This window comes from uncultured Campylobacter sp. (assembly GCF_905373215.1).
In the GTDB taxonomy this organism is placed as follows: Bacteria; Campylobacterota; Campylobacteria; order Campylobacterales; family Campylobacteraceae; genus Campylobacter_B.
On record NZ_CAJPRT010000002.1, the window covers coordinates 76182 to 100428 of the forward strand.

Below are 24247 nucleotides of genomic sequence, written 5' to 3' on the forward strand. Positions count from 1 at the left end.
CAAATTTAGATTAAAATTTGGCGCCAACCTCGACTTGCGACGAGAAATTTAAAAGCCGAGCTCTGCATTAAATTTCACGCTGGATGGCATTATGCGCCCCTGTGCGTGCAAACAAAAACAGAGGTCGCGAAAATAGATTTCGCACCTATCGCCCTCTTCTTCTTGCCAAAAGATAAAACAAAATGATCGCTACCAAAACCACCGCGATTGCGGTGTAAATTTTACCCATGCCGCCGTAGCTTTTGGAGTCGTCGCTTAAATACAGATTTATTATCGCGCCGTTGTCCGTTGAAATTTCAAGCTTCGCGCCCTTTGCGCCGTTTAGCTTTACGCGCAGCATATTCGCCGCGGGGCTTGAAATCTCGGGCTTATCCATAAAAGAGTAGCTGGTTTTGTAGCTTTTCATCAAATCGTTGCAGTCTTTGGGAGCTACGAATATATCGTAAAACGCGCCGTTTTTCACGCTCAGATTTTCTCCGCCTTGCACGACGAAGTATCTAAATTTAGGCGCCTGCGTGATAAACTCCCACCGCAGCGTCTTTTGCTTCCCGCCCTGCTCGTAATTAAACTCTGCGCCGTATTTGTAGTCGAATTTAAAAACCTCTCTGCTGAAAAGCACGAACTGCCTGTCACTCAAAATCGCGTTAGGATCGGAGCTTTTGTCTAAAATTTTAACGTTTTGAAGCTCCCTGCCGCCTTCGTAAATTTTAAAACTTTTCATCGTTACGGGCGGCTGGGCGGAATCAAACTCCACGCTTACAGGATTTGCGGTGATTTTGCACTCTGGCATGGGATTTGGAATTTCATTGCTGAAAAACGCAAGCGCGGGCTCGTCGTTCGGGTAATAGACGTAAGGGCGCGAGTTTAGCGCGGTGGCGCTTTTAAACTTATCCTCCCTCATCCGTAGCGTTTCGTTTTTACACATCCCCAGTAGAAATTTGCCGCTTCCTTCGTCGTTTAAATTCTGCGAGCAAAAGGCGTTTAGGCGCGAATTTCCCATCTCAAAAACGTAGCTGCTTTTTTTGCCGTGCTCAAAATAGCCGATGCCGATCTCGTCCGAGGCAAAATCCAAAAATGCAAATCTATGGTAAATCGCGCTGAGTAGCCCGTCAATCGCGCTTTTAAGATCGCTTGAGTTATAGGATAAATTTTCCCGTACTGCGGCATTATAGCCTGCGTAAAAAGCGCGCTTTGACGGATTTTCGCCCGTAAAATTCGGCTTGCCCGGGCTCTCGTCGTGCGACATCGCCTCGTTTGCGACGACATATTTTGCGTGATTAAGCGCGGAGGTGTTTAAAATTTCATTCTGCGCAAGCTGATTTAGCCCTGACTTTGCGCGCACATTGTTGATGTAGCTTAGCGGATCGTCGTAAAAGGAAAAGCCGCTCATCGCAACGAGCGGCTGTTTTAAATTTGAGGGGGTATCTTCGCATGCGGCAAAAAGCGCGCAGATCGCCCCGAGGCCCAGGAGCCTAAGCCGTAGGGCCTGCTTTAGCAAACTCGACCCCCTCTTTTACGTCCTCGTAGCGTTTAAAATTCTCTTCAAACATCTTTGCTAGCTTATCGCGCGCGATATTATATTCCGCAGGATGCGTCCATGTGTTGATAGGATTTAGCAGCTTCGTCTCGACGCCTGCTAGCTCTTTTGGGATAGCGAGGTTAAATTTTTCAAAATTTTCAAATTCGCACTTTTTGATACTGCCGTCTAAGATCGCGTTTATGCATGCGCGCGTGGCTTTGATGCTCATTCGCTTGCCCACGCCGTACGCGCCGCCGCTCCAGCCCGTATTTACGAGATAGACGCTCACATTATGCTTATCGATCTTTTCGCCTAGCAGCTTAGCATAAACAGTCGGGTGTAGCGGCATAAACGGTTCGCCGAAACACGCGCTAAAGGTCGCCACGGGCTCGGTGATACCGCGCTCGGTGCCCGCGACTTTGGCCGTGTAGCCGCTTAGGAAATAATACATCGCCTGCTCTTTGGTTAGTTTTGCGACCGGAGGCAAAACTCCGAATGCGTCGGCTGTTAGGAAGATTATATTTTTCGGATGGCCGCCTGCGGAGCTTGGCTCATAGCCCTCGATATGATAGATCGGGTAGCTGACGCGGGTGTTTTCGGTCTTGCTGCCGTCTTTGTAGTCCACGACGCCAGCCTCGTTGGCGACCACGTTTTCAAGCAGCGCGTCGCGTTTGATCGCGGCGTAAATTTCAGGCTCGCTGTTCGGGTCTAAATTTATGCACTTCGCGTAGCAGCCGCCCTCGAAGTTAAATATCCCCTCATCGTCCCAGCCGTGTTCATCGTCGCCGATTAGCTTGCGGTTTGGATCAGTTGATAGCGTCGTCTTGCCCGTACCGCTTAGGCCGAAAAATAGCGCCGTGTCGCCATCTTTACCCACGTTTGCCGAGCAGTGCATCGACATCTTGCCCGCAAGCGGGAGCCAGTAGTTCATCATCGAGAAAATGCCCTTTTTCATCTCGCCGCCGTACCACGTGCCCCCGATAACCGCGACGTTTTCCTCGACGTTAAAGATAACGAAAACGTCGGAGTGTAGCCCGTCGCTCGCGTAATCTTCGTTTTTGCATTTGCACGCGTTGTAAACCACGAAATCAGGGCTAAATTTAGCCAGCTCGGCCTCGTTTGGACGGATGAACATATTTTTTACGAAATGCGCCTGCCATGCGACTTCGGTTACGAAGCGAACCGATTTTTTGCTCTTTTCGCTCGCGCCGCAAAATGCGTCTTGGATAAAGATTTCCTTGCCGCTTAGCTGGGCTTTGGCTTTGGCTAAAAGCTTATCGAAAAGCTCTTTCGAGATGGGCTGATTTACCTTGCCCCACGCGATGTATTTTTGGCTCGGATCTTGTTTTACGAAGTACTTATCCTTGGGGCTGCGACCCGTAAAGATGCCCGTGTCCACCATAAAGGTGCCGTTGCTTGACACGCGCCCTTCATTCATAGCCTTTTCAAGCTCGAAAAGCTCGTCATAGCTTAGGTTGTGGTTGATTTTTTTGATATCTTTAAGACCTAGTTTATCCAGATCGTTCGGAGTTGTCATTTTGCGTCCTTTTTAAATTAAATTTTGATAAAAGATTGCGCTATTATAGCTTAAAATTTAGGTGAGTTCGCTTAAGCACCGAGGATGATCGCCATGAAATTTAGGCGGAAGCACCGCCCAAATTTGGAATTTATCTTAAAATCGCGAGCACTTGATCGGCATCGACCGTATCGCCTTGGGCGACTAAAATTTTATCGATTATGCCTTTGCGTGGGCTTTCGATATTTATCTCCATCTTCATCGCTTCAAGAACGATGACATTCTGCCCCGCCTTAACAGCGTCGCCTTCCTTTATTAAAATTTTAAATACATTACTAGGAAGCGTCGCTTTTATATCGTTATCGTCCGTACCGCTTGCCTTGCTTTCGGGGCTAGCTTGCACTTGCGGCTTTGCGGGCGCTGAGGTATCGAAGCTAACGTCGTATCGATCGCCGTTTACGAGCACATTTTGTCCGGCAAATTCTACGCTGTAAATTTTGCCGTTAATTTTAACGTCAAATTTACCGTTTTTAGAAATACCGTTTTGATGGCTTGCAGCGGGCGCTACGTCCTCTTTTTTACGACTCATCACCTTACCCTCGCCTTTTAAAAACGCGATACCCTTTTCTTTGCACGCAAGCGCGATAAATATGTTCTCCTCGCTAGGCTCGATGCCCTGCTCGCGTAGAATTTTCTGCGCATACGCGACGCTCTTGCTCTCGTCTGCATCGGCAATATCTACGGCGTGTTTGGTCGTAGGCTGTAGTCCCAGCTGCTCCGCCGCCATCTTAATCACGCCTTCATCCGGCTTAACGGGCGTTTTGCCGAAATAGCCTAACACCATCTTGCCGTAGCCCTCGGCGATCTTTTTCCACGGGCCGAACATTACGTTGTTAAACGCTTGCTGAAAATAAAACTGACTGACCGGCGTCACGCTCGTGCCGAAGCCGCCCTTTTCGACGACCTCGCGCATAGCCTTGATGACGGCCGGAAATTTGTCTAAAATTTTATTATCGCGCATCATCTGGGTGTTTGCCGTAAGCGCGCCTCCGGGCATCGGCGAAAACGGAATGAGCGGGCTTACCTGCGTAGCCTCGGGCGGCATGAAGTAATCCTTCAAGCACTCGCCCAAAACCTCTTCGTATTTTAAAATTTTCTCTGCATCCAGGCCCAGGTCGAAATTTTGCCCCTTTGTCGCGTGCAGCAGCGTAAGGATGTCCGGCTGGCTCGTGCCGCCGCTTACGGGATGTGCGGCAAGGTCGATGCCGTCTACGCCCGCAACGAGCGCAGCCTGGTAGCATGCGACGCTAACGCCCGCCGTCTCGTGAGTATGTAGGCGAATATGCACGCCGTCGCCTAAAATTTTACGCGCCCGCTTGATCGTCTCATAGACCTTCTGCGGGCTGCTGGTGCCGCTTGCGTCTTTGAAGCAGACGCTATCAAACGGAATCTGCGCATCTAAAATTTGACGCAGAATTCTCTCATAAAACGCAGCGTCGTGCGCGCCGCTGCATCCCGGCGGCAGATCCATCATCGTAACCACAACTTCGTGTTTAAGGCCATGACGATGTATGCACTCGCCGCTAAATTTTAAATTTTCCACATCATTTAGCGCGTCGAAATTTCGAATTGTCGTCGTGCCGTGTTTGGCAAAAAGCTTGGCGTGCAGATCGATGATCTCGCGGCTGCCTGTATCGAGCGTGACGGTATTTACGCCGCGGCTAAGAGTTTGCAGATTCGCCTCAGGCCCCACGATGCTTCTAAATTTATCCATCATCTCAAAGGCGTCTTCGTTTAGGTAAAAATACAGGCTCTGAAACCGCGCGCCGCCGCCGAACTCAAAGTGCGTGATGCCCGCGTCTTTTGCCGCGCTAACGGCAGGCAGGAAATCCTCCATCGCCACGCGCGCGCCGAAAACTGACTGAAATCCGTCGCGAAAGGTCGTATCCATAACGTCGATAAGCTTTTTAGCCATTTTTAGCTCCTAGGTTAAATTTAGCGTGAATTTTAATATTTCTAGCCTAAAAAAGCTTTTAAACCAAAAACCCCCGGAAAGATTGCGAGCGTTAATAGCACTAGAATTTGCAATAAAATAAAAGGCAGTACGCCCTTGTAAATATCCGTGGTATGGATTTGCGGAGGCGTCACGCCCTTTAAGAAAAATATCGAAAATCCAAATGGCGGCGTCATAAACGACGTTTGTAAATTTACAGCGATTAAGATCGCAAACCATACGGGATTAATATGCAAAGACTCTACTATCGGCAAAAGTATCGGCAAAATGATATATGAAATTTCGACATAATCGAGAAAAAACCCAAGCACTATGATAACTACCATCGTAAGCGCGATAAATCCCCATGCTTGACCGGGCAGATTTTCCATAAAATTTTTTACGACCTCATCTCCACCCGTGTAAGAAAAAATCATCGAAAATGCCGTGGCGCCCATCAAAATCATAAAAACCATGCCCGAAATTTTAGCGGTATTTTTTAGCGCGTCATAGATCAGTCTAAACGAAAACGTGCGGTATAAGACAGCTAGCGCTATCGCACCCAAGCAGCCTACCGACGAGCTCTCCGTAGGCGTAGCGATGCCCGCAAAAATAGATCCTAAGACGAGCAAAATCAGCACGAGCACCGGCACGACGTTTTTAAGCGCGATAAAAATTTGCTTTGATTTGCTAAGCCCCTCTAGCGGCGGAACAGGCGGCGCATAATCTTTGCAAATATATGAAATAATCGCAATATAAATCACGTAAAAACCCACTAGCACGAGCCCAGGAATAACTGCTGCAGAAAAAAGATCACCTACCGAAACAGAAAGTATATCGCCTAAAATAATCAGCACGATCGAAGGCGGGATAATCTGCCCAAGCGTACCCGCGGCAGCGATAGTGCCAGTAGCCAGTGGCTTATCGTAGCCGTATTTCATCATCACGGGCAAACTGATAACGCCCATAGCGATGACAGTCGCACCCACGATGCCCGTCGTAGCCGCAAGTAACGCGCCCACCAAAACAGTGCTGATCGCCACGCCGCCTCGTACGCCGCCGAATAAAAATGCCATCGACTCTAATAAGCGCTCCGCAAGGCGAGTCTTTTGCAAAATCATACCCATCAAAATAAAAAGCGGCGCCGAAATTAATAGCTGATTTTCCATAATCGAGTAAATTCTATTAGGCATCAGTGAGAAAAACTGCCTGCTCATATCCTCGAAAGCTTCGGTTAAAATTTCAAAGCCCTGCGCGTAATCCCACGCCTCACTAAGTCCGTAGATAAAGCCAAAAATCACCGCCACGGCTCCGAACGTAAACGCAACGGGAAAACCGAGCAACAGCATAAAAAGCGCTGCCGCAAACATTACTATGCCTATCATAGCTCGTCACCTTTTATCTTGCCATGGCAAAATTCCGCCCAAGCGCGAAAAGCGTAAAATTTATAGAATTTTAAATTTAAGCTCATTTTGCCCTCACACACTCTGCGCGCCCGAAGAATTCCCACTAAGAAATTCCGAGCCTTTGTTTTCCCTAACATCAAGCAGGGCATTAATATTTTTAATCAAAAACCCAAATGCGTAGATAAATAAAAACGCGTAGCTAAGCGTGATTGCGGACTTGATGATCCAAAGATGCTGCATGCCGCCAGGATTCGCGCTGGCCTCATGGCTCGTATAAGCCTCGCTTACATAATCGATCGAAAAAAACGCCACGAGCGCCACGAAAGGCAAAATGAAGAATATCGTACCTAAGATATTTATGAGCGCTTTTGCAGTGGGGCTAAATTTTTCGTAAAAAATATCCACGCGAACGTGGGCGTTTTCTTTGAGCGCGTAGGTCACACCGAATAAAAACATCGCCGAATATAGCCACCACGTAAGTTCTTGCATAGCGACGGAATTTGCGGCTGGAAAAAGATAACGCGCCACAACATTGTAAAAAACGACTATAACTAAAAGCGCCAAAAATACGATACTCAATACGCCTAAAATATTTGCGAACGCATCAAAAGCTCTTTCTAATTTGCGTAAAAAATTCCTCAAAATTTTACCCTTTGCTTTAAATTTTTGCTATAAAAGCTGGAATTTTAGCAAAAATATCTGCAATTTATTATAAAATCATGCGAGGAAAGGATTTTTATGATTTTAAAATTTCAAAACAGATACTCTAAAAAATTTCTCGCTTTTTGCGCTATCTGGGCGCTTTTTTGGCTAGCGTTTTCATATTTTTTCTTGCAAAAATTCCTTTTTATCTATCCGGAAAGCTTTAGCATTCACGTGAGATTCGCACTTTGCGCCATAGCGCTAGGAGCGGTGATTTTAGCGGTTTGCGGCAAGGACGTTTACGGCGTGATCTGCGGATATGCGGTGTGGTTTTACGGCGCGACGCTGGGCTTCGTATCGTCATTAAATTTAGCTAAAATTCACACGGTACTGCGAGGGAGCGGAGATATGAGCGGGATGAGCGGCTGTGGTGGAGCGGTGAAATTTTTAAATTTTGATCTAAGCGTAGTGCCAATTTTTAAGCCATTTAACAGCTGCGCATTCGACGTACCAGCGGTGCCAACCGATACAACGCTAGACGGACTGCAAGCCAAACTAACGGCGCTTTATAGCGGAGGTTGGTATCTATTCCCGGCAAGTAAAAGCGTGGATCTGGCGCAATTTTGGAGCTTTATCTTTATATTTTTCGCAATTATTTGGATGGTTGGAATTTTGCTTGGATTTTTGAATAAAAAGGCGCAGAGATAGTCCCTGCGCCAAAGAAGCTACTGCTTAATAATCAATAAAGCGTCAGACGCATAGACGGTATTTATATTCTTTAACCCCGGCATATCCCATACCTGAGCGCATAAACCATCCATCTTTTTTGTAAGAGTAACCTTGGTTTTGCTATCGACGGTATATGTAGCACAAGTCTTGCCTTTTACGGTAATAGGATTTTTAACATTCGTCATGTTATTAAAACCTGTCGTGCTATTATCATACTCGCCTTGCGAAGTATAATAAGCCATTAGATCAGTCAGCGATGTAGATACATTCTGCGCTGCTCTAACGACTTCTGCATCATCGCGTGTAGCTGCTAGTCTTGGAATGGCAATTGCCGCCAAAACACCTAAAATCACGATCACGAAAATTAATTCGATCATAGTAAAACCCTTCATGTTTTTATCCTTTGATAAAAAATTTTGGACTTATATTATAGAGCGTTTACTATAAATTTAACTTAAAAATTCTTTGCAAATTCTAACATTTTGGATAAATTTTTCATCGCATTCGCACCTACCGCCAAATAATGATTATTTATCAGGCTTTTTCCGTTATAAAGAGGCGCCTTCATCGTCTTGAGATCCACTACCGCTCCGCCGCTTTGATGCAGCAAAAAATCCCCAGCGGCGATGTCCCAAAGTGAGCAGTCGCTAAATCTCGCATACGCGCTGGCGCCTCCCTCGGCTAAGATGCAAAATTTTATCGCAGAGCCTTTGCACATTAGTTGCATTCCAAATTTCTGCGCGAATTGCACGTATTTTGCGGATCTACTATAGTGCCCTTGCATGAAGATTTGCGGCGCGCTAGCGGGGCGAGCGAGCAGCGCGCCGTTTTTATAGACTCCGCCGCCATTCGAGCTATATATGTCGCCGCTTACGGGCACGCCGATCGCCGATAAAATCGGGCGCCCATGCTCGATCAGCGCGATGCAGACGCAAAACTCGCCGTTGCGCGCGATAAACTCCTTCGTGCCGTCCAGCGGATCTATGAGCCAAAATCTCTCCTCGCTCATGCGCTGCTTGCTATCCAGCACGCATTCTTCCGAGCAGATCGCGATGCCGCTAGGCTCCAGGGTGCTCATTATTACATCATTTGCCGCGAGATCCGCATTCGTAAGCGGCGATCTGTCCGCTTTGATGAAAATGTCGAATTTATCGTAGTTTTGCATTATCGCGGCATTTGCCTTTTTTGCGGCGTCCGTCGCGAGTGCTAAAAGCTCATCCAAGCCCACTTTCGCTCCTTAAATTTAACGGTGATTCTATCAAATTTAAAATTCCAAATGTCTAAATTTACACAAGTAAAAACAGCTGAAATTTTAAAACCCTTTAGAATTTTAATATTCTTTTTTATATAATTGCTAAAATTTTTTAAAGGATCAACATGACCCCAGTCGTATTAGATAGCGTTAAACACGCGGATTTGCAGTATCACGCGGATGCATTCCCTACCGCGCCTTTCGTGCCGGTGATCGCACCGGAGATCCCGTTTTGCGCGGACAACCTCGTTATCGTATTTACTATCGAAAAAGAGCCCAAAATGGTGGCGCTGCTAGGGCGCACCAAAAACGTTCTAATCGATAAGGATTATAAAGGAACGGTGCCTTCTTCGGTGCAGAATTATCCGTTTTTCCTAGCCCAGATCGGCGAACAGACCGCGATCTGCTTCGATAAAGACGCACAGCAGATCAAGGGCGACGGAGAGGCGCTTTTTAAAGACGGTAAGCCGACGCCGTTTTTACAAAATTTAAAAGAGGTGATGAAAAATTACGCCGATTTAGATATGCGCACGCGCGTTGCAGCGGCGGAATTTCAAAAGGCGGGGATTTTAGAAGCCAAAGAGCTCGGTATCAACTCTAGCGGCAAGGAATCCTCCCTGCTGAACGGCTTTTCGGTCGTAAATCGCGAGAAGCTTTTGAAGCTAAGCGATAAAAAACTCGCGGATTTCGCGCGCCGCGGATATCTAGAGCTAGCATATTTCCACTTAAAAAGCCTTGCAAATTTTCAGCGCCTGGGCGATAAGATCATGCAGCTCGACCCGCCGACCGCGCCGAAAGAAGCGAAAAAATAGACGTTTTCGCCTCCTAAGTAGCTCATAATTTTTAGGATTTAATATCGCGGATTTATAAAACTTGCAAAACTTACGATTGTTTCGGGGCTTGAAGTTGCCATAACCGCATGCGAGCTTGAAGCCCTAGGAGGCTTTATTCGCGGCTAAACTAAATACACCGCAAATTTAGTTCTAAAATTTTAGCATAGGGTTTTATAACAAAATTTTGCAACAACACAGTATGCAAGATTCCACGCTGAAAATTTCAAGCGAGAAATTTTACTATAAAATTATATTAAATTTAAAATTTAATTTAAGTAGATCGATTTATAAAATTTTATCCACACTGCCTAAAACTTTAGTTTTAAATTTAACCTAAGCCACGCTCTTGCGCCGAAATTCCATCCGCGATTTATAGAAATTCCTGCGGCTCGTATATTTGCACGCCGTGCGCATCGCTGAGAGCCGCATTTATCATCGCGCGAGCGATACTTGCGCCGCTAAGAGGTCTAAATTTACCGAGCACGCAGGCGGGCAGCAGTTTAAAAACCGCCGCCGCGAGCCGTTCTAGCGGGCGAGCATCAGGTCTCTCGCCCAAGATTATCGGCGGACGGACGATCTGAAGACTCTCAAAACCAAGCTCGCTCACGCGCCGCTCAATACGTCCTTTGGCGCGCAGATAAAAGCTTGGCGAACCCTCGTTCGCACCCGGAGATGATACGAGCACAAAGCGCCGCACGCCCGCTGCTTTGCCCCACTTCGCCGCCGCATAGACGTAGTCCACGTCCACGCGCAAAAACGCCTCGCGCGAGCCCGCCTGCTTCATCGTCGTGCCAAGCGCGCAAAAAATTTCGTCAAATTTATGCGGTGCGATATCCGAGATACCCTCAAAATCAATGATCCGCGCGCGAAGCTTAGGGTGGCAAAAGCCTATCTCGCGGCGCGCCCATACCTCTACCTCATCGTAACCGGGACTCTCGCAAAGCTCGCGTACCAGCTCTCTGCCCACGACGCCCGTAGCGCCTAGTACAAGAGCGGATTTTCCCATTTTCGCTCCTAAATTTCTTTAAATTTTATCGCATTGTATTGTGTGGTTAAATTTTACTTTTACCGTGCCAAAAATTTCGTCTAGTTTGCAAGTAGGGCCCAAAAATTGCGCGCTTGAGCTCGCATCGCAAGTCAAATACATAGCTCACGCGTTAAATTTCAAAGCCACGTTCAGCGCGAAATGTACATCAAATCAGCTTAAATTTTATTTATAAGACTATGGCGGTCTAGAAGCCGCTGTTTCGTCCCGACGCGTTAAATGCGTAAATTTAGCGTTTGCCCGCGTAGTCAAATCGCGGGGCTTGCAAGCTGAACTCAAAATTGTTTCGATCCACCGGCCCACACACGCGTCGCTGTCGTAAAGCGTAAGCAAGAATTCCGCCATCTCCTCGCTTGAGTGATAGCGCTTAAAAGCCACGTCATAGTCGTAGCCCGCGTCATCCGTCGCCACGGGACCAAAAATTCCGTCCTGCAGGGTAAAATTTCGCGGCGGAATGAATGAGCTAAATTAAAATCAAATCTGCACGCGGAGTAGAAAGCGCCCTAGCTAAGCTTGCGCCGCCGCCAGCATTATGATCTGCTTAACCACCTCGCTCGCTGCCTTTAAAGAGCCTACGGGCAGATACTCGTAGATCGAGTGGAAATTATGCCCGCCGGTGAAGAGGTTCGGGCATGGCAGCCCCTTTGCCGAGATGACGGCGCCGTCGTAGCCGCCTCGCATAGGCTTGATCTTAGGTTCGATGTTTAGGCTTTTAAAAGCCTGCTTCGCAAAGCGTATCGCCGGCGCATCATCGTTTTTCAAAAAGTTATAGACGTTTTTGTATCGATCGTTTAGCGAAATTTCGATCCGATCGCCCCAGATCGCGCGAAGCCCGTCCGCAGTTTTTTGCAAAAATTCCATACGCTGCTCGTATCTTTTCTCGTCAAATTCCCTCACGTCGATCTTTAGGACTGTCTTTGCGCTGTTGCCGCTAAGCTCCTTGACCCAAAAATAGCCCTCCTTGCCATCGGTGTATTCGGGCGCCTCGCCCGCGGGCAGTAGCGAGATAAACTTATGCGCCAAAAGCAAGGAATTTACGAGCTTGCCCTTGGCGTTCATCGGATGAGCGGACTGGCCTTTGAAGGTAACGACGCAATCGCCCGCGTTCCAGTTCTCGTAGATAAACTCGCCGATGCCGCAGCAATCAAGGCAGTAGCCGAAGTCTGCGCCTATCTCGCTTACGTCCAGCGCCTTTGCGCCCCTCAAGCCCTGCTCCTCGTCCGGCACGAAGCAAGCGATTATCTCGCCGTGTTTGATCTGCGGATTTTGGACGAAAAATTCCAGCGCATTTACGATCGCGGCGATCGCCGCCTTATCGTCGGCGCCTAGCAAGCTAGTGCCGTCCGTTACGATGATCTCGTCTCCTTTATAATCCTGCAGCTCCTCATTTTCGCTCTCTTTAAGATAGATCTCTAGCTCTTTATTCAGGCAGATATCGCCGCCTTCGTATCTTACGATCTGAGCTTTAGTATCATTCGTCTGCTCGGCACTGGTATCAAGGTGAGCGAAAAACGCTATGCTCGCAGCGGATGCGTCTAAATTTGAGGGAATTTTAGCGATTAAAATCGACTTTTCGCTAAGGCTGATATTTTTTATGCCCAGGGCTTCTAGCTCGCCTTTTATGAGGCTTGCGAGCTCAAGCTCCTTGGGATTTGAGGGCATTATGCCCGCAGCACCCGCGGTTCTATTTGTGGTGGTGTTGATCTTGGTATAGTTTAAAAACCTCTGCACGATATCCATATTAGGCTCCTTTTACAAAATGAAAAATGCGATGACACAGACGGATAAAAACATACCCAAAGCCGTTCTTTTAGCGATCTGAATAGGGCTTACCATCGCAAGTCCCGCGCAAACGATGCAAGCGCCTGCGATCGGCGATGCGCTCCTGCCTAACGCGCCGCTTATCGCAACCGCCATACCGAGCTTATCTTGTTCAAAACCTAACGCGTCGGCGTGCACTGTCACGGCGGTATTAAACGCCATCGCCGCCGCATCTCCCGAGCCCGTTACGACGCCCATAAAAAACGGAACGAAGGTGCCACCGAATTTTACGTACCCCTGCTCGCCCTTCAGCCACTCGATTACGAAATCGATCGCTCCGCACGCGCTAAGTCCCGCGACGAAGACGCCCGCTGCGATGATGATACCCATGATCTCGGCATACGCGCTACCCATGCCCTTGAAAAATTCCTTCGTGATCTTTTGAGGGTTGGTCATAGTAATGACGATGGTGACGATAGCGCCCAGTAGCATCGCCTCGGCGACGCCCATCTTGGTCCATTTAAGAAAGGAGATCGTGTTGAGCTTGGACGTACCGCCGATGATCAAGATCACCAAAGGCACTAGCGGCATAAGCGCGTGCAAGACGTTTAGCTTCTGAGGCTGCGCGTCCAAATTTGAACCGGCGGCAGATGCGGCAGAGCTTGACGCAGTGGAGCTTGTACCGCCTTCTCTTTGCTCTAGATAATTCACCCCCCTGGTGTAGTCTTTGCAAACTATCGCCGTTATGCTAATTACGATCAAAACTACGATCAAAGCGGTAATCGCGCTAGAAAACTGCACGGCGATGACGTCCTGAACCATGTAGGAGGGGTTGTGCGCCTTTACCATATCGGCTACGAATACGTTGTGCGCCGAGCCCGGGCTCAAAACGCCGCCGAAAGTGCCCGCAAAAACCGCCGCACCCGCCATCTCAGGCTTAATGCCTGCAGCCATTAAAAGCGGTATCATCGTAGCGCCGACCGCAGCGGAGCAGCCCGCAGCGGAGGGGATCGCGATATTTATGAAGTACGTAAGCGCCACGACGATAGGGATCAGCAAAAAGCCCAAATTCCCAAGCGGCCTGGTAAGTAAGCGGATCAAGGCTCTGTCGCAGCCGGTAAATTTCATCACGAAGGCAAAACCCATGCTGGCGCAGATCGCTTTAATGAGCCCCGCCTTAGTCATATACGAGGTAAAGGCGCCCAGCCCGTCCAGAGGCTTTAGACAAAGCGCGCACAGCACCAGACCCACGCCGATAAGCACGGTTTTAGTATCCTTTTTCATGATTAGCAAAGCGACGACTGCGACGATACCCGCAAGCGCCAAAAATAGCCTAAACGTCTGCACGATAACTCCTTTTAAATTTTAAATTTACTTCCCACGGCGATGCGTGAGATCTCTTTTTTATACTCGAATTTCAGCACGTCCGCATGCCCCATCGCCTCGCACTCGCTTCCGTTTATCAAAAACGCGCTACCCTCGGGCATAGCATAGACGCTGTCGTTTTGATTGACGATCAAAAACTCCTCCAGCCGCTCCTCCCTGCTCTCGCCGTTGTGGTTTGAAATTTTACCGCTTATGAAGTGCGGATTGATCTGATACGGAAAGATCCCCAGAGCTACCGGCGAGGGCGGGAAGACGATCGGCATATCATTGGTAGTCATCATCGTCTTGCCCGCGACGTTTGCGCCCGCAGACCAGCCGAAATACGGCGTACCGCTATCCACGGCGTCTTTGATCACGCCTAAGAGATCAAATTTATAAAGCTCATTTAGCAACACGAAGGTATTGCCGCCGCCGACGCAGATCGATTTGGCATTTCTAACGGCGGCTTTCATATCGGCGAATCGGTGGATCGATCTGATATTGTTACTCTCCAAGCAGTCCGCGACCTTCTGCTCGTATTGATCGTTCGTGCGCCTAACGCCCGCAAACGGAATGAATAAAATTTCATCCTCCCAAAGACCTCCTAAAAATTCCTTGATCCACCCCTTGCAGTGGTTCAGATAGTCGCTATCTTTGTAACTGGAAGCGCTTAGAAGTAGTGCTCTTTTCATCTCATCTCCTTTAAATTTTGCCGTTTAACTTATACGCGCAGCGCAGATACACGTCCACTCCAGCAAGCAGCGAGTCCTCGTCGAAGTCGAATTTGCCGTTGTGATGCCCCGCCGCAAGCGTCGTGCCGATCATCAAGTATCCGCTTTTGCCGCCCGCATCTTGCACCGAGCGCATAAAATGCGCAAAGTCCTCGCATGCGCCGAAGTTTAGCTCCCTTACGATTTTATCATCGTCGATAAACGGCGATGCTTTCGCCGCATCCTCGTAAAGCTGCGTGGTAGCCTCGTCGCTATCGCCGCCTGCGGTACCGCCCGTAACCTGCACATCGTAGCTGACGCCGTAAATTTTAGAAACGCCCTCTACTATGTCCATACACTTGGCCTTCATAAACTCATTCAGTTCCGTGCTCTCGCCGCGCGTCTCGCACGCGAGATAGCCGTTAGGCGCGATGACGTTGCGTCCTTCGCCCGCGCGCAGCACGCCGACGTTGATACGCGTGACGCCGTCTGCGTGCCTGGTTATGCCGTGCATATCAAGCGCCATCTCGGCTGCGGCGAGCAGGGCGTTGGCTCCGTTTTGCGGTGCGCCCGCGGCATGAGCGGACTTACCTTTTAAGCTTACGTCGAATTTAGTGGTCGCAAGCAGCTTCTTGGTGCCGCAGATAATGCCTCTCATCGTGTTCGCCTGAAAGCCGATATGACCGCCAAGCAGATAATCCACGCCCTTGGTGACGCCCGCAGCTTCCATGCCTACGGCGCCTCTGGTACCCTCCTCGGCGGTTTGAAAGATAAATCTAAATTTACCGCTAAAATCGTCTAGGCTCTGCGCGATCAGCTTCGCTAGAGCAAGTCCCATCGTGATATGCCCGTCGTGCCCGCACGCGTGCGTGATGCCGCTAATGTCGGAGCGAAAGCCCTCCTTAAAAGGGCGGTGATCCGCGTCCGTGCTCTCGGTCACGTCCACGCCGTCTATGTCAAATCTAAAAGCGACCGTCTTACCCGCGCGCCCCGTGTCTATTTCGGCAACTAGGCCCGTTAGCCCATCCTCCATCGCATCAAGAAATTTTATCTGATCTGCATTTAGCAGCCCTTCGGCGCGCTGTTTCGCCTTCTCGCAGGCATCCTTGCTACCTACGCCCTGTCTGGCTTCGGGCTTTACCACATCGCGACCGAGCTTTATCTCATAGCCCAAGCGCTGCATACGATCTGCGATAACCGCGGTCGTAAAAAAGGTAAACCAGCCCGTCTCGGGATGCGAGTGAAAAAACCTGCGATCCCCGATCATCTCGCTTTTTAGCGCCTCTACTTTTTGTGCGATAGCATCCATCTTTTCTCCTTTATTTTTTAGCTAAGCTTAACATCGCCGCGGCTAGAACCTTCGTAGTAGCAAACGCGTCGTGCCAGTTTATGCTTTCATTTACGTTGTGGCTGATACCGTCCTTGCACGGTACGAAAAGCATCCCAACACGATCCGCAAGCTCCGTCATATTCATCGCGTCGTGTCCCGCACCGCTAGGAAGCCTTAGGCTTGGAATTTTAAGCTCGCCGGCACAGCTCTCAAGCAGAGCTATCATCTCCCCATTTAGCTTTACGGGGCGATCCTTGATGAGATTTTTTAGTTCAAATCTGCACCCTCGGCGAGCGCAAATTTCATCTATCGCGGTGCAAATTTTATCGTCCGCCGCCCTAAGCGCATCCTCGTCTATATCGCGTATATCAAGACCTAGCGTGCAGGAGCCGGGGATCACGTTTAGCACGCCCGGTATCGCATTTGCATAGCCCGTCGTCGCGACCGTGGTTTTGCCCTCCTTTGCGATCCTCTCCGCGCTTAAAATGATCTCGCTAGCGCAAGCCAGGGCGTCGCAGCGCATATCCATCGGCGTAGCGCCGCTGTGATCGGCTCTACCCTCGATCCGCAGCTCGTATCGCACGGGCGCGGCAATACCCGTGACGATGCCTATTGGGATACCCCGCCTCTGCAATACCGGCCCCTGCTCGATATGAAGCTCGATATAGCTATGAAAGCTGGATTTTGGCAGGACGCAGCTTTTTAAATTTGCGGGATTTAGCCCGAAAGCCTGCATGGCGTCAAACAGCGAAATTCCGTCTTTATCCTTTAGCTCGCCTAGCCGCTTTTGCGAGAGCTTGCCGCTAATTATCTTGCTGCCTACGGTCGCCATTTTAAAGCGGCTTGATTCCTCGCAAACAAAGACGATGAGCTCCAGCGGGCGCGCAAGCTCCTCGCCGCTATCTCGCACCGCGCGGATCGCCTCCAAAGCAGCCATGACGCCTAGCGTACCGTCATAAAAGCCGCCCTGCGGCACGCTATCGATATGCGAGCCAGCACTTACGGACGGTAGATCGGGATTTTTAACGTCAATAAATTTAGCGAAAATATTGCCCGTATCGTCGATTTTGATCTTGAAATTTTCTTTTTGAAGTAGCGATATGAGGAAGTCGCGCGCCTCTTTGTCCTCGCGCGAAAATGCAAGCCGCGTGAGCCCACCGCCCGCTAAAGCCCCGAAGCGGCTTATCTGCTCGAACTCGCTTTTAAGGCGCTGCATGTTTATCTCCATAAATTCCCCTTTTCTTAAAAAATTTATGTGTACGGCATTTTAATATTAAATTTATATAACAAAGCTGAAATTTACCTATCGCAGTGGCAAATAGGGCGCTAAAACGGCACGCGAGCAGAGCTGTTTTAAAATAGCGTTTAAATTTCATTTTGCCTTTTAGGCTTTAAAATCTCGACGAGCCTACTTAACTTCAGACTAAACGGATATAATTATCGCAAAATTTAATGAGGAACAAGGATGGAACAGGGCTCGCTAGAGGGGCTTTATGAAAAGCTAAATGGGCTTAAAAGCGTGATAGATAAGGAGGAGTGTCTGTTTGACGCGATAAGAGACGCCGTAGAGGCGGGAAATTTCGAATTTGCCGCGCAAATTTGCGACTTTGTGCTAAACGACGAATTTGAAAAATTCGGCGCGGTTTTAAGAACGAGAGCGCTCTTATGGCTCACGGACTACATCGCGCAAAATTTAAAAGAAAGCGAATACCCGAATTTCGACGACTTTACGGATTGCCTGTGGAAATTTAAATGGATAGTCTCGGGCATCGCCAAAAGCTCCGTGATCGAAAAGGAACTCATAGACGAGGCAAACGAGGCGATGCTGTTTTACTACGAGCGTTTGGAGCTCTCGCTGGCGGCCTACTACAAGGCTTTGATGAATCAAAACATCGATATGGGCGATGCTAGAGAGGCGAAGGCAAACTATGAGCTGTGGAAAAAGCTCGCTAAAGACGATATGGGTGACTGCGAGGCGTGCGAAGCAAGCGATGAGATCGCGTATTTAAATTTTGCAGGCGAGCATGCGGCGGCGCTTGAGCTTGCCGCACCGTTGCTCTCGGGCGAGCTAACCTGCTCCGAGGTGCCGCACATAACCTACGCGCCGATACTTTTTAGCATGATAAAGACGGGCAAGATAGAGGAGGCAAAAACCCTGCTGCCAAAGGCCGCGGCGACGATCGAGTCAAATCCTCGTGTTATAAATCAGATCGCCCCGCTAATCGAGATCGCCGTTAGGCTGGATGAGCGCGAGACGGCTCTAAGCTTAGCTCGCAAACACTCGCACGCCATACTCGATAGCAACGACGATCTGAACGACCTGCGATTTTTCATCGCCGTTAGCGCGTTCGGCGATGAGAGCGACTACAAAACGGCTTTGGAGCTAGCAGGTAAATTTGACGCTAGAAATCAAAACTTCTACTACGCCGATTATCTGAATAAATTTTACGAGGAATTCGGAGTTTGAAATTTGACGGTTTAAAGACCCAGTGTGCTTTGCCCGCAAAGCAGATGACCACCTCTAGCGCGTGCGGCGAGATAGTTTAAAATTTGCAGCTCGATACTATTTCACGCTCGCAACGGCGAGCGCGGTCAAGTTTACGCCGAACGGGCGCAGGCGGCTCGTGCGATAAATTTTATACCACTTACTCGCGCACGTCGGCAGCCGGTCGTCAAGATATGCGACACAACACACATATGGCATAAATCTTAAATTTTATTTGGTGGGATGAGAACAAAAATGCCGCAGCAGCCCACATCATCCGCTAAACCGCGCGGACGGAAGCAAATATCTGCGGCGGCAGGATGTGCATTCTAAATTTAGCCGCCTTGGTCGACGTAAAATCTAAATTTAAACCCGGCATAGCGCTGGTCTCGCAGTGAAAACACGCACAAATCACAGCGTATCTCATGCTAATACTCAATTTAGCGGCAAATTTAATAGTGGGTTTAAAAGCGCGGTACGACGAAATTTTAAAGTAAAATTTCGAATAGAATTTAAAATTCAGGGATTCAAATAAAGCTTTAAAATTTCAAGAGAATTTCACTCTCTGGAATTTTAAGCTTTAGCGTTAGCATGTAGAAAAATTCAAAGCAGTAATTAAGCAAGAAAAGGCATTGAGACCGTTATACTTTGACTCTAAACATTGCCTATACATTTTTTCACAAACTCAAAACCAAGTGGCGTAAGCGTTGTTTTATTATATCCGATCGGTATAGTACCGGTACCTATTAAAACTTGGCTAGGGATGTCTGATTGTGTTATTAATCCTAATCTCATAAGAGAGCTTATGTTGAAAACAAAGCGATCTTCATCTATATCTAAATGTTTTAAAATTTCATTTTTTACGACTACTGCTTTAAGAACTCTGTCTAAGCTAGGGTATTCTCTTTTATTGATTATAACTTCATAGTAAAATTTTAATATTTTTGCTTGCACAGGAGTTATCTCTTTTAATATATTCATAAAAATCAAATTATCTTTATCTTCATTATTGCTTACAGAATCCACAATAAGTTTTGCCCACATACTTTGCAATGTTTCGTCTTCTTCTAAAATAGCATGCTGTTCAATAACTGCAAGTTCTTTTAGACCTATATTGGTAAGTTGCTCCTTTGTAAAATTTAAACTCTTTGCTTCTTCTTGTATTTTCTTAGCAAGTTTTAGTTGATTTATTTTTCTTCTTGCTTTTATCTCATCCGCAACAATTCCAAGAAATTCAGTTATCGGGCCAAAAATATCACCTAAAACGCTTGTTAATGCCTGCGTTGGCTCTTTGCCGGCAGAGAGCTTCACACCATCTTTTGACAATTCAACTTCCAAATCTTTACTCATAATAATCCTTTAATATTTTATACACATATTATATCGAAAGTAGTTGAAAAATATTTTCTCCTTCGCCTCAAAAAACCTTTAAGCCGCGAACCTCACCTCGAGTTTCACCGTTTATTCTCATCTTTTTTTTCCGGACTTAAATTTATCTCGCTATAAAACACGCGCGACGACGTATCTAGCACGTCGTCACCTAGATTTAGCGGCAAATTTAATAGCAAAATTTTAAAGCGTGGCGCGACGAAATTTTAAAACAAAATCTCAAGTAGATTTTTAAATGTAAAATTTAAAGCGGAATTTTAAATGTAGAATTTCAAAAAAATTTTAAAATTCCAAGAGTATCAACCCTTGGAATTTTAAATTCAGTGCTTGGCTAGGTAATTTGTGTCGTAGTTATTATCCACGAAATCGGGGTTGTTCATCATCCTAAGATGAAAATCGCGCGTCGATTTTATGCCGCCGATGATGAGCTCGTCTAGCGCGACCTTCATTTTTGCGATCGCGCGCGCGCGGTCCTTGTCGTAGACGATGAGCTTGCCGATCATGCTGTCGTAGTAAGGCGGCACCGAGTAGCCCTCATAAACGTGGCTATCCATTCGCACATTTCTGCCGCCCGGAGCGACGTATTTTGTAATTTTGCCCGGGTTTGGCATAAAGCTTTTAGAGTCCTCGGCGGTGATGCGGCACTCAAGCGCGTGTCCGCTAAATTTTATCTCGCTTTGAGGCAGCAGCTTCTCGCCCTGCGCGATGCGGATCATCCACTCGATCAGATCGAGCCCGCTTCGCATCTCGCTTACGGTGTGTTCGACTTGCAGACGGGTATTCATCTCGATGAAATAGAATTTCTTATCCTTGCTATCGTATAAAAACTCAAACGTTCCCGCGCTTGCGTATCCGATTGCCTTAGCGGCGCGAACCGCCGTTTCGTGCAGGCTCTTTCGTGTCGGCTCGTCCAAGATCACGGCGGGGCTCTCTTCGATCAGCTTTTGGTGGCGGCGCTGCATCGAGCAGTCGCGCTCTCCGATATGAACGACGTGTCCGTGCTCGTCGCCTAATACTTGAACCTCGATGTGGCGCGGGTTTGTGATATATTTTTCCATATACATCGTGCCGTCGCCGAATGCACTCATCGCTTCGCTCTCTGCCGACCAAAAGAGCTTTTCGATATCCTCTTCGCGCTCGACCACGCGCATTCCGCGCCCACCGCCACCGGCTGCGGCTTTGATGATGACCGGATAGCCGATTTCGGCGGCTAGCTTGCGTGCTTCTTCGACGCTTGCGATCGCGCCGTCGCTGCCAGGCACTACGGGGATGCCCGCGCGCATCATCACTTGCTTGGCCTTGCTCTTATCGCTCATTAAAGTCATTGCCTCGACGCTCGGGCCGATAAATTTAATGCCGTGCTTAGCGCAAATTTCTACGAAATTTTGACTTTCGCTCAAAAAGCCGTATCCCGGAAATATCGCGTCAGCTTCGGTTAGCTCGCAGGCTGTGATGATCGCGGGGATATTTAGGTAACTATCGCTACTGCGCGGTCCGCCTATACAGACCGACGCGTCGGCGTATTTCACGTAAAGCGCGTCCTGATCGGCGGTAGAGTGCACGACGATAGCTTGCTTGCCCATCTCCTGGATCGTGCGAAGCGCGCGCAGAGCGATCTCGCCACGATTTGCGATTAGAATTTTTTTAAGCTCCCTCATAGCTTCTCGACCTCAAACAGCGCCATAGCGTATTCGACCGGCTGTCCATCTTCGACGAGGGCTTTTTTGATGCGGCAGTCGAATTCCGCTTCGATCTCATTCATAATCTTCATCGCTTCGATGATGCCGATCGTATCGCCCTTATGTACGACCTGACCTACGCTTACGAACTCTGCCGCACCAGGGCTTGGTGCCTTATAAAAAGTACCTACCATCGGGCTGTCGATCGTATCCATCGCGCCTTTTGTAGCGGGCTTATCGCCCACGAGCACATTTACCGCAGGCGCAGCAAGCTGCGGGGCAGGTGTCGGTGCGGCGAGCTGAGGCGTGCTACCACCGCATGGGCCATATTTTTTTATCTCGATTTCAAAATCTTTATCTTTAATTTTTAGCTCATTAATGCCCTGCTTCTCGCCGAAAAAGTCCATTAATTCTTTGATTTCTGCTTTTGTCATAAATTTCTCCTGAAAAAATTTGCGAAATTCTAGCTAAATTTTTATAATTGTTTCTTTAAATGGATTTTTACGAGAGCTTTTAAAAGGCGCGGCACGGAATTTGCGGCGGATTTGCAAACTAATTTTAAGGATTTATAGGCTGCAATTTGCCTCGTTCATTTTAAGCTCGAACTTCGCAAGCGAGACACGAAATTTTGCCGTAAGGGCGCAGGATGATTTTAAATCCTTCAAAATTTAACGCTTAATTTTACGACCGAAATTCTACGCCCAGGCTCAGAGCGCAAAAATGCCGCGCTTTGCTTTAAAATTCCACTTTTGGGCTCGTATCAAAATCCTGTACCTTGCTTTTTTTTAAAATTTCGCGCTGAAATTTTGTTTTAAAACCCCGCGCCGAGATTCTACCCGCGCGGGATTTCTGCGTTAATGTGTCGCAAAAAAGCTCTGAATTTTCGCTTTATCGCTCGTTTTGCTAAGGGCCAGCATCAGCAGCACGCGCGCCTTTTGTGGATTTAGATTATCGGCGGTTAAAAAGCCTAGCTTAGCGCCGTCCACCTCTGATCCTACGCTAGTTGAGCCGCTGCCCGTGCGGCTTGAGCGCACGACGATCACGCCCGCTTCGCTAGCTTTTGCAAGCGCAGCCTCCGTATCGGGGTATAAATTTCCGTTTCCCATGCCGGCTACCACGATGCCCTTAGCACCCTTTTGTACGGCAGTCTCTACGAAATCGCTCACGTCCTGCGGATGCGCGTAAATAATATCGACGCGCGGCAAGGATTTGAAATCCTTGATATTAAACTCGCTTGCGACGGTGTGTTTGCGAAGCGGTGCCATATAGAAATTTACGACTCCGTAATTCACGGTGCCGATTTTGCCGGAATTCGGCGAGGCAAAAGCCGCAACGTTAGTAGTATTTGTTTTCGTAACCTCGCGTGCGGCGTGAATCTCGTCGTTCATCACTACAAGAGCACCCTTTTCGCGAGCGTTTTTGTCTGCCGCGACGGCAACGGCGTTGTATAGATTAAGCGGTCCATCAGCACTCATCGAGTCTGCGTTTCGCATCGCATCCACCAACACGATCGGTTTTTTAGATTTTACTACCAGGCTTAAAAAATACGCCGTCTCCTCCATCGTATCGGTTCCGTGCACGATGACGATGCCGTCGACGTCGTTTTTGGTAAGCAGCTCGCTTACGCGGTTTGCGAGCTTGAGCCAAATTTCATCATTCATCTCCTGCGAGCCGATATTTGAAATTTGCTCGCTTTTAATCGTAGCTAAATCCCCCAACTGCGGTACTGTCGCTAAGATATCTTCTACGCCCTTTGAGCCTGCGGTATAGTTGCCCTCCGTGGCACTTGCGCTGCTTCCCGCGATCGTACCGCCGGTAGCTAAAATATAAATATTTGGCTTCGCAGCAGCCAAAGATGACGCGATAAAAAACGTAATAAACGCAAATTTCTTGAGTAGTCCCATAGTTGCTCCTTAAAAAGTGATAAAATTTTTATAATTTAAGCAAAATTCTAGCATAAAATTTTTATTATATTTTATTTTGCTGCTATAATGCGCGAAAAATTTTGATTATTTTAAGGAAATTTTATGGGACTGAAAAGCGATAAATGGATCAGACAGATGTCGCAGCAGCACGATATGATAACGCCCTTTTGCGAGGAAAATATCGGCCGCGGCGTCGTTAGCTACGGACTTTCGAGCTACGGATACGACATACGCGTAGCGCGCGAATTTAAAATTTTTACAAACGTCGGCGGAACGGTCGTCGATCCTAAAAATTTCGACGCAAAAAACGTCGTGGATTTTGAGGGCGACGTCTGCATCGTGCCGCCGAATTCCTTCGCGCTAGCGCGCACCATCGAATACTTCAAAATGCCGCGCGACGTGCTTGCGATCTGCCTCGGTAAAAGCACCTACGCGCGCTGCGGCATCATCGTAAACGTAACGCCATTTGAGCCCGGTTTTGAGGGACACATCACGATTGAAATTTCCAACACCACGCCGCTGCCTGCAAAAATTTACGCGAACGAAGGCATCGCGCAGGTTTTGTTTCTGCAAGGAGATGAGCCGTGCGAGGTGAGCTACTGCGACAAAAAGGGCAAATACCAAAGCCAAAAGGGCATCACGCTGCCTAGAATTCTAAAGGATTAAAC

The 24247-nt window shown here is 48.2% G+C and carries 22 protein-coding genes; 4 read left to right on the plus strand and 18 right to left on the minus strand.

Annotated features, from left to right (window positions below):
- Positions 1-145: 145 nt before the first annotated feature.
- The 5 genes from QZ176_RS01745 to QZ176_RS01765 form a co-directional block, all read right to left on the minus strand.
- A complete protein-coding gene (locus QZ176_RS01745; protein ID WP_295150770.1) occupies positions 146-1498 on the minus strand; it encodes a CAP domain-containing protein in 1353 nt (450 codons plus the stop codon).
- Positions 1473-3056, minus strand: coding sequence for a phosphoenolpyruvate carboxykinase (ATP) (gene pckA, locus QZ176_RS01750; RefSeq protein WP_295150772.1), 1584 nt, complete (start codon positions 3054-3056; stop codon positions 1473-1475). Before pckA ends, QZ176_RS01745 begins: the two co-directional genes overlap by 26 nt.
- 130 nt (positions 3057-3186) lie before the next feature.
- Positions 3187-5010 carry a biotin/lipoyl-containing protein gene (locus QZ176_RS01755; RefSeq protein ID WP_295150773.1) on the minus strand — a complete coding sequence of 608 codons (1824 nt, stop codon included), beginning with the start codon at positions 5008-5010 and terminating at the stop codon, positions 3187-3189.
- Between the two features lie 41 nt (positions 5011-5051).
- Complete coding sequence (locus tag QZ176_RS01760) at positions 5052-6413, minus strand: TRAP transporter large permease subunit (RefSeq protein ID WP_295150774.1); 1362 nt, start codon at positions 6411-6413, stop codon at positions 5052-5054.
- A gap of 93 nt (positions 6414-6506) precedes the next feature.
- Positions 6507-7076: a TRAP transporter small permease subunit gene (locus QZ176_RS01765; RefSeq protein ID WP_295150776.1), complete on the minus strand. Its 570-nt coding sequence runs from the start codon at positions 7074-7076 to the stop codon at positions 6507-6509.
- Positions 7077-7172: 96 nt separating this feature from the next.
- Here QZ176_RS01765 and QZ176_RS01770 point away from each other — a divergent pair, with 96 nt between their 5' ends.
- Positions 7173-7784 (plus strand): disulfide bond formation protein B, encoded by a 612-nt coding sequence (locus QZ176_RS01770; protein WP_295150778.1) that lies wholly within the window; start codon positions 7173-7175, stop codon positions 7782-7784.
- 17 nt (positions 7785-7801) lie between these two features.
- On the opposite strand, the gene QZ176_RS01775 is transcribed toward QZ176_RS01770, so the two are convergent.
- Both QZ176_RS01775 and QZ176_RS01780 read right to left on the minus strand, forming a co-directional pair.
- Positions 7802-8197, minus strand: coding sequence for a prepilin-type N-terminal cleavage/methylation domain-containing protein (locus tag QZ176_RS01775; RefSeq protein ID WP_295150780.1), 396 nt, complete (start codon positions 8195-8197; stop codon positions 7802-7804).
- Positions 8198-8259: 62 nt separating this feature from the next.
- On the minus strand, positions 8260-9033 hold the full coding sequence (locus QZ176_RS01780; RefSeq protein ID WP_295150782.1) for a 3'(2'),5'-bisphosphate nucleotidase CysQ: 774 nt from the start codon (positions 9031-9033) through the stop codon (positions 8260-8262).
- A gap of 149 nt (positions 9034-9182) precedes the next feature.
- Here QZ176_RS01780 and QZ176_RS01785 point away from each other — a divergent pair, with 149 nt between their 5' ends.
- Positions 9183-9869, plus strand: coding sequence for a SapC family protein (locus QZ176_RS01785; RefSeq protein ID WP_291938682.1), 687 nt, complete (start codon positions 9183-9185; stop codon positions 9867-9869).
- Positions 9870-10260: 391 nt separating this feature from the next.
- On the opposite strand, the gene QZ176_RS01790 is transcribed toward QZ176_RS01785, so the two are convergent.
- The 7 genes from QZ176_RS01790 to QZ176_RS01820 form a co-directional block, all read right to left on the minus strand.
- On the minus strand, positions 10261-10896 hold the full coding sequence (locus tag QZ176_RS01790) for an NAD(P)H-binding protein (RefSeq protein WP_295150784.1): 636 nt from the start codon (positions 10894-10896) through the stop codon (positions 10261-10263).
- Between the two features lie 216 nt (positions 10897-11112).
- Positions 11113-11346, minus strand: a complete 234-nt coding sequence (locus QZ176_RS01795; protein ID WP_295150785.1) for a hypothetical protein — start codon at positions 11344-11346, stop codon at positions 11113-11115.
- Positions 11347-11442: 96 nt separating this feature from the next.
- Positions 11443-12675 carry a peptidase T gene (gene pepT, locus QZ176_RS01800; protein ID WP_295150786.1) on the minus strand — a complete coding sequence of 411 codons (1233 nt, stop codon included), beginning with the start codon at positions 12673-12675 and terminating at the stop codon, positions 11443-11445.
- A 12-nt stretch (positions 12676-12687) separates the two neighbouring features.
- A complete protein-coding gene (gene dcuC / locus QZ176_RS01805) occupies positions 12688-14043 on the minus strand; it encodes a C4-dicarboxylate transporter DcuC (RefSeq protein ID WP_295150787.1) in 1356 nt (451 codons plus the stop codon).
- 11 nt (positions 14044-14054) lie between these two features.
- Positions 14055-14753, minus strand: a complete 699-nt coding sequence (gene pepE, locus QZ176_RS01810; RefSeq protein ID WP_295150789.1) for a dipeptidase PepE — start codon at positions 14751-14753, stop codon at positions 14055-14057.
- A gap of 10 nt (positions 14754-14763) precedes the next feature.
- Positions 14764-16080 (minus strand): amidohydrolase, encoded by a 1317-nt coding sequence (locus tag QZ176_RS01815; protein ID WP_295150791.1) that lies wholly within the window; start codon positions 16078-16080, stop codon positions 14764-14766.
- 10 nt (positions 16081-16090) lie between these two features.
- Positions 16091-17329, minus strand: a complete 1239-nt coding sequence (locus QZ176_RS01820) for a Zn-dependent hydrolase (RefSeq protein WP_295150792.1) — start codon at positions 17327-17329, stop codon at positions 16091-16093.
- A 237-nt stretch (positions 17330-17566) separates the two neighbouring features.
- On the opposite strand from QZ176_RS01820, the gene QZ176_RS01825 reads away from it, so the two are divergent.
- Complete coding sequence (locus QZ176_RS01825) at positions 17567-18568, plus strand: hypothetical protein (protein WP_295150794.1); 1002 nt, start codon at positions 17567-17569, stop codon at positions 18566-18568.
- 672 nt (positions 18569-19240) lie between these two features.
- On the opposite strand, the gene QZ176_RS01830 is transcribed toward QZ176_RS01825, so the two are convergent.
- The 4 genes from QZ176_RS01830 to QZ176_RS01845 form a co-directional block, all read right to left on the minus strand.
- On the minus strand, positions 19241-19936 hold the full coding sequence (locus tag QZ176_RS01830; protein ID WP_295150796.1) for an Abi-alpha family protein: 696 nt from the start codon (positions 19934-19936) through the stop codon (positions 19241-19243).
- Between the two features lie 359 nt (positions 19937-20295).
- On the minus strand, positions 20296-21633 hold the full coding sequence (locus QZ176_RS01835; protein WP_291938702.1) for an acetyl-CoA carboxylase biotin carboxylase subunit: 1338 nt from the start codon (positions 21631-21633) through the stop codon (positions 20296-20298).
- Complete coding sequence (accB, locus tag QZ176_RS01840; protein WP_295150798.1) at positions 21630-22088, minus strand: acetyl-CoA carboxylase biotin carboxyl carrier protein; 459 nt, start codon at positions 22086-22088, stop codon at positions 21630-21632. Before accB ends, QZ176_RS01835 begins: the two co-directional genes overlap by 4 nt.
- 420 nt (positions 22089-22508) lie before the next feature.
- The gene (locus tag QZ176_RS01845; RefSeq protein WP_295150900.1) at positions 22509-23507 is read right to left on the minus strand and encodes a type II asparaginase; all 999 of its coding nucleotides are present in this window, start codon (positions 23505-23507) and stop codon (positions 22509-22511) included.
- 174 nt (positions 23508-23681) lie between these two features.
- Between QZ176_RS01845 and dcd the strand changes: the two genes are divergently transcribed.
- Positions 23682-24245: a dCTP deaminase gene (gene dcd, locus QZ176_RS01850; protein WP_295150800.1), complete on the plus strand. Its 564-nt coding sequence runs from the start codon at positions 23682-23684 to the stop codon at positions 24243-24245.
- Positions 24246-24247: the final 2 nt, after the last annotated feature.

What these genes read in the sequence shown, in the direction of transcription:
- QZ176_RS01755 (WP_295150773.1), bottom strand. Translation starts at nt 5,010, where the DNA reads ATGGCTAAAAAGCTTATCGACGTTATGGATACGACCTTTCGCGACGGA.
- accB (WP_295150798.1), bottom strand. Translation starts at nt 22,088, where the DNA reads ATGACAAAAGCAGAAATCAAAGAATTAATGGACTTTTTCGGCGAGAAG.
- QZ176_RS01775 (WP_295150780.1), bottom strand. Translation starts at nt 8,197, where the DNA reads ATGAAGGGTTTTACTATGATCGAATTAATTTTCGTGATCGTGATTTTA.
- pepT (WP_295150786.1), bottom strand. Translation starts at nt 12,675, where the DNA reads ATGGATATCGTGCAGAGGTTTTTAAACTATACCAAGATCAACACCACC.
- QZ176_RS01785 (WP_291938682.1), top strand. Translation starts at nt 9,183, where the DNA reads ATGACCCCAGTCGTATTAGATAGCGTTAAACACGCGGATTTGCAGTAT.
- QZ176_RS01835 (WP_291938702.1), bottom strand. Translation starts at nt 21,633, where the DNA reads ATGAGGGAGCTTAAAAAAATTCTAATCGCAAATCGTGGCGAGATCGCT.
- dcd (WP_295150800.1), top strand. Translation starts at nt 23,682, where the DNA reads ATGGGACTGAAAAGCGATAAATGGATCAGACAGATGTCGCAGCAGCAC.
- QZ176_RS01790 (WP_295150784.1), bottom strand. Translation starts at nt 10,896, where the DNA reads ATGGGAAAATCCGCTCTTGTACTAGGCGCTACGGGCGTCGTGGGCAGA.
- pckA (WP_295150772.1), bottom strand. Translation starts at nt 3,056, where the DNA reads ATGACAACTCCGAACGATCTGGATAAACTAGGTCTTAAAGATATCAAA.
- QZ176_RS01770 (WP_295150778.1), top strand. Translation starts at nt 7,173, where the DNA reads ATGATTTTAAAATTTCAAAACAGATACTCTAAAAAATTTCTCGCTTTT.
- QZ176_RS01825 (WP_295150794.1), top strand. Translation starts at nt 17,567, where the DNA reads ATGGAACAGGGCTCGCTAGAGGGGCTTTATGAAAAGCTAAATGGGCTT.
- QZ176_RS01760 (WP_295150774.1), bottom strand. Translation starts at nt 6,413, where the DNA reads ATGATAGGCATAGTAATGTTTGCGGCAGCGCTTTTTATGCTGTTGCTC.
- pepE (WP_295150789.1), bottom strand. Translation starts at nt 14,753, where the DNA reads ATGAAAAGAGCACTACTTCTAAGCGCTTCCAGTTACAAAGATAGCGAC.
- QZ176_RS01820 (WP_295150792.1), bottom strand. Translation starts at nt 17,329, where the DNA reads ATGGAGATAAACATGCAGCGCCTTAAAAGCGAGTTCGAGCAGATAAGC.
- QZ176_RS01815 (WP_295150791.1), bottom strand. Translation starts at nt 16,080, where the DNA reads ATGGATGCTATCGCACAAAAAGTAGAGGCGCTAAAAAGCGAGATGATC.
- QZ176_RS01830 (WP_295150796.1), bottom strand. Translation starts at nt 19,936, where the DNA reads ATGAGTAAAGATTTGGAAGTTGAATTGTCAAAAGATGGTGTGAAGCTC.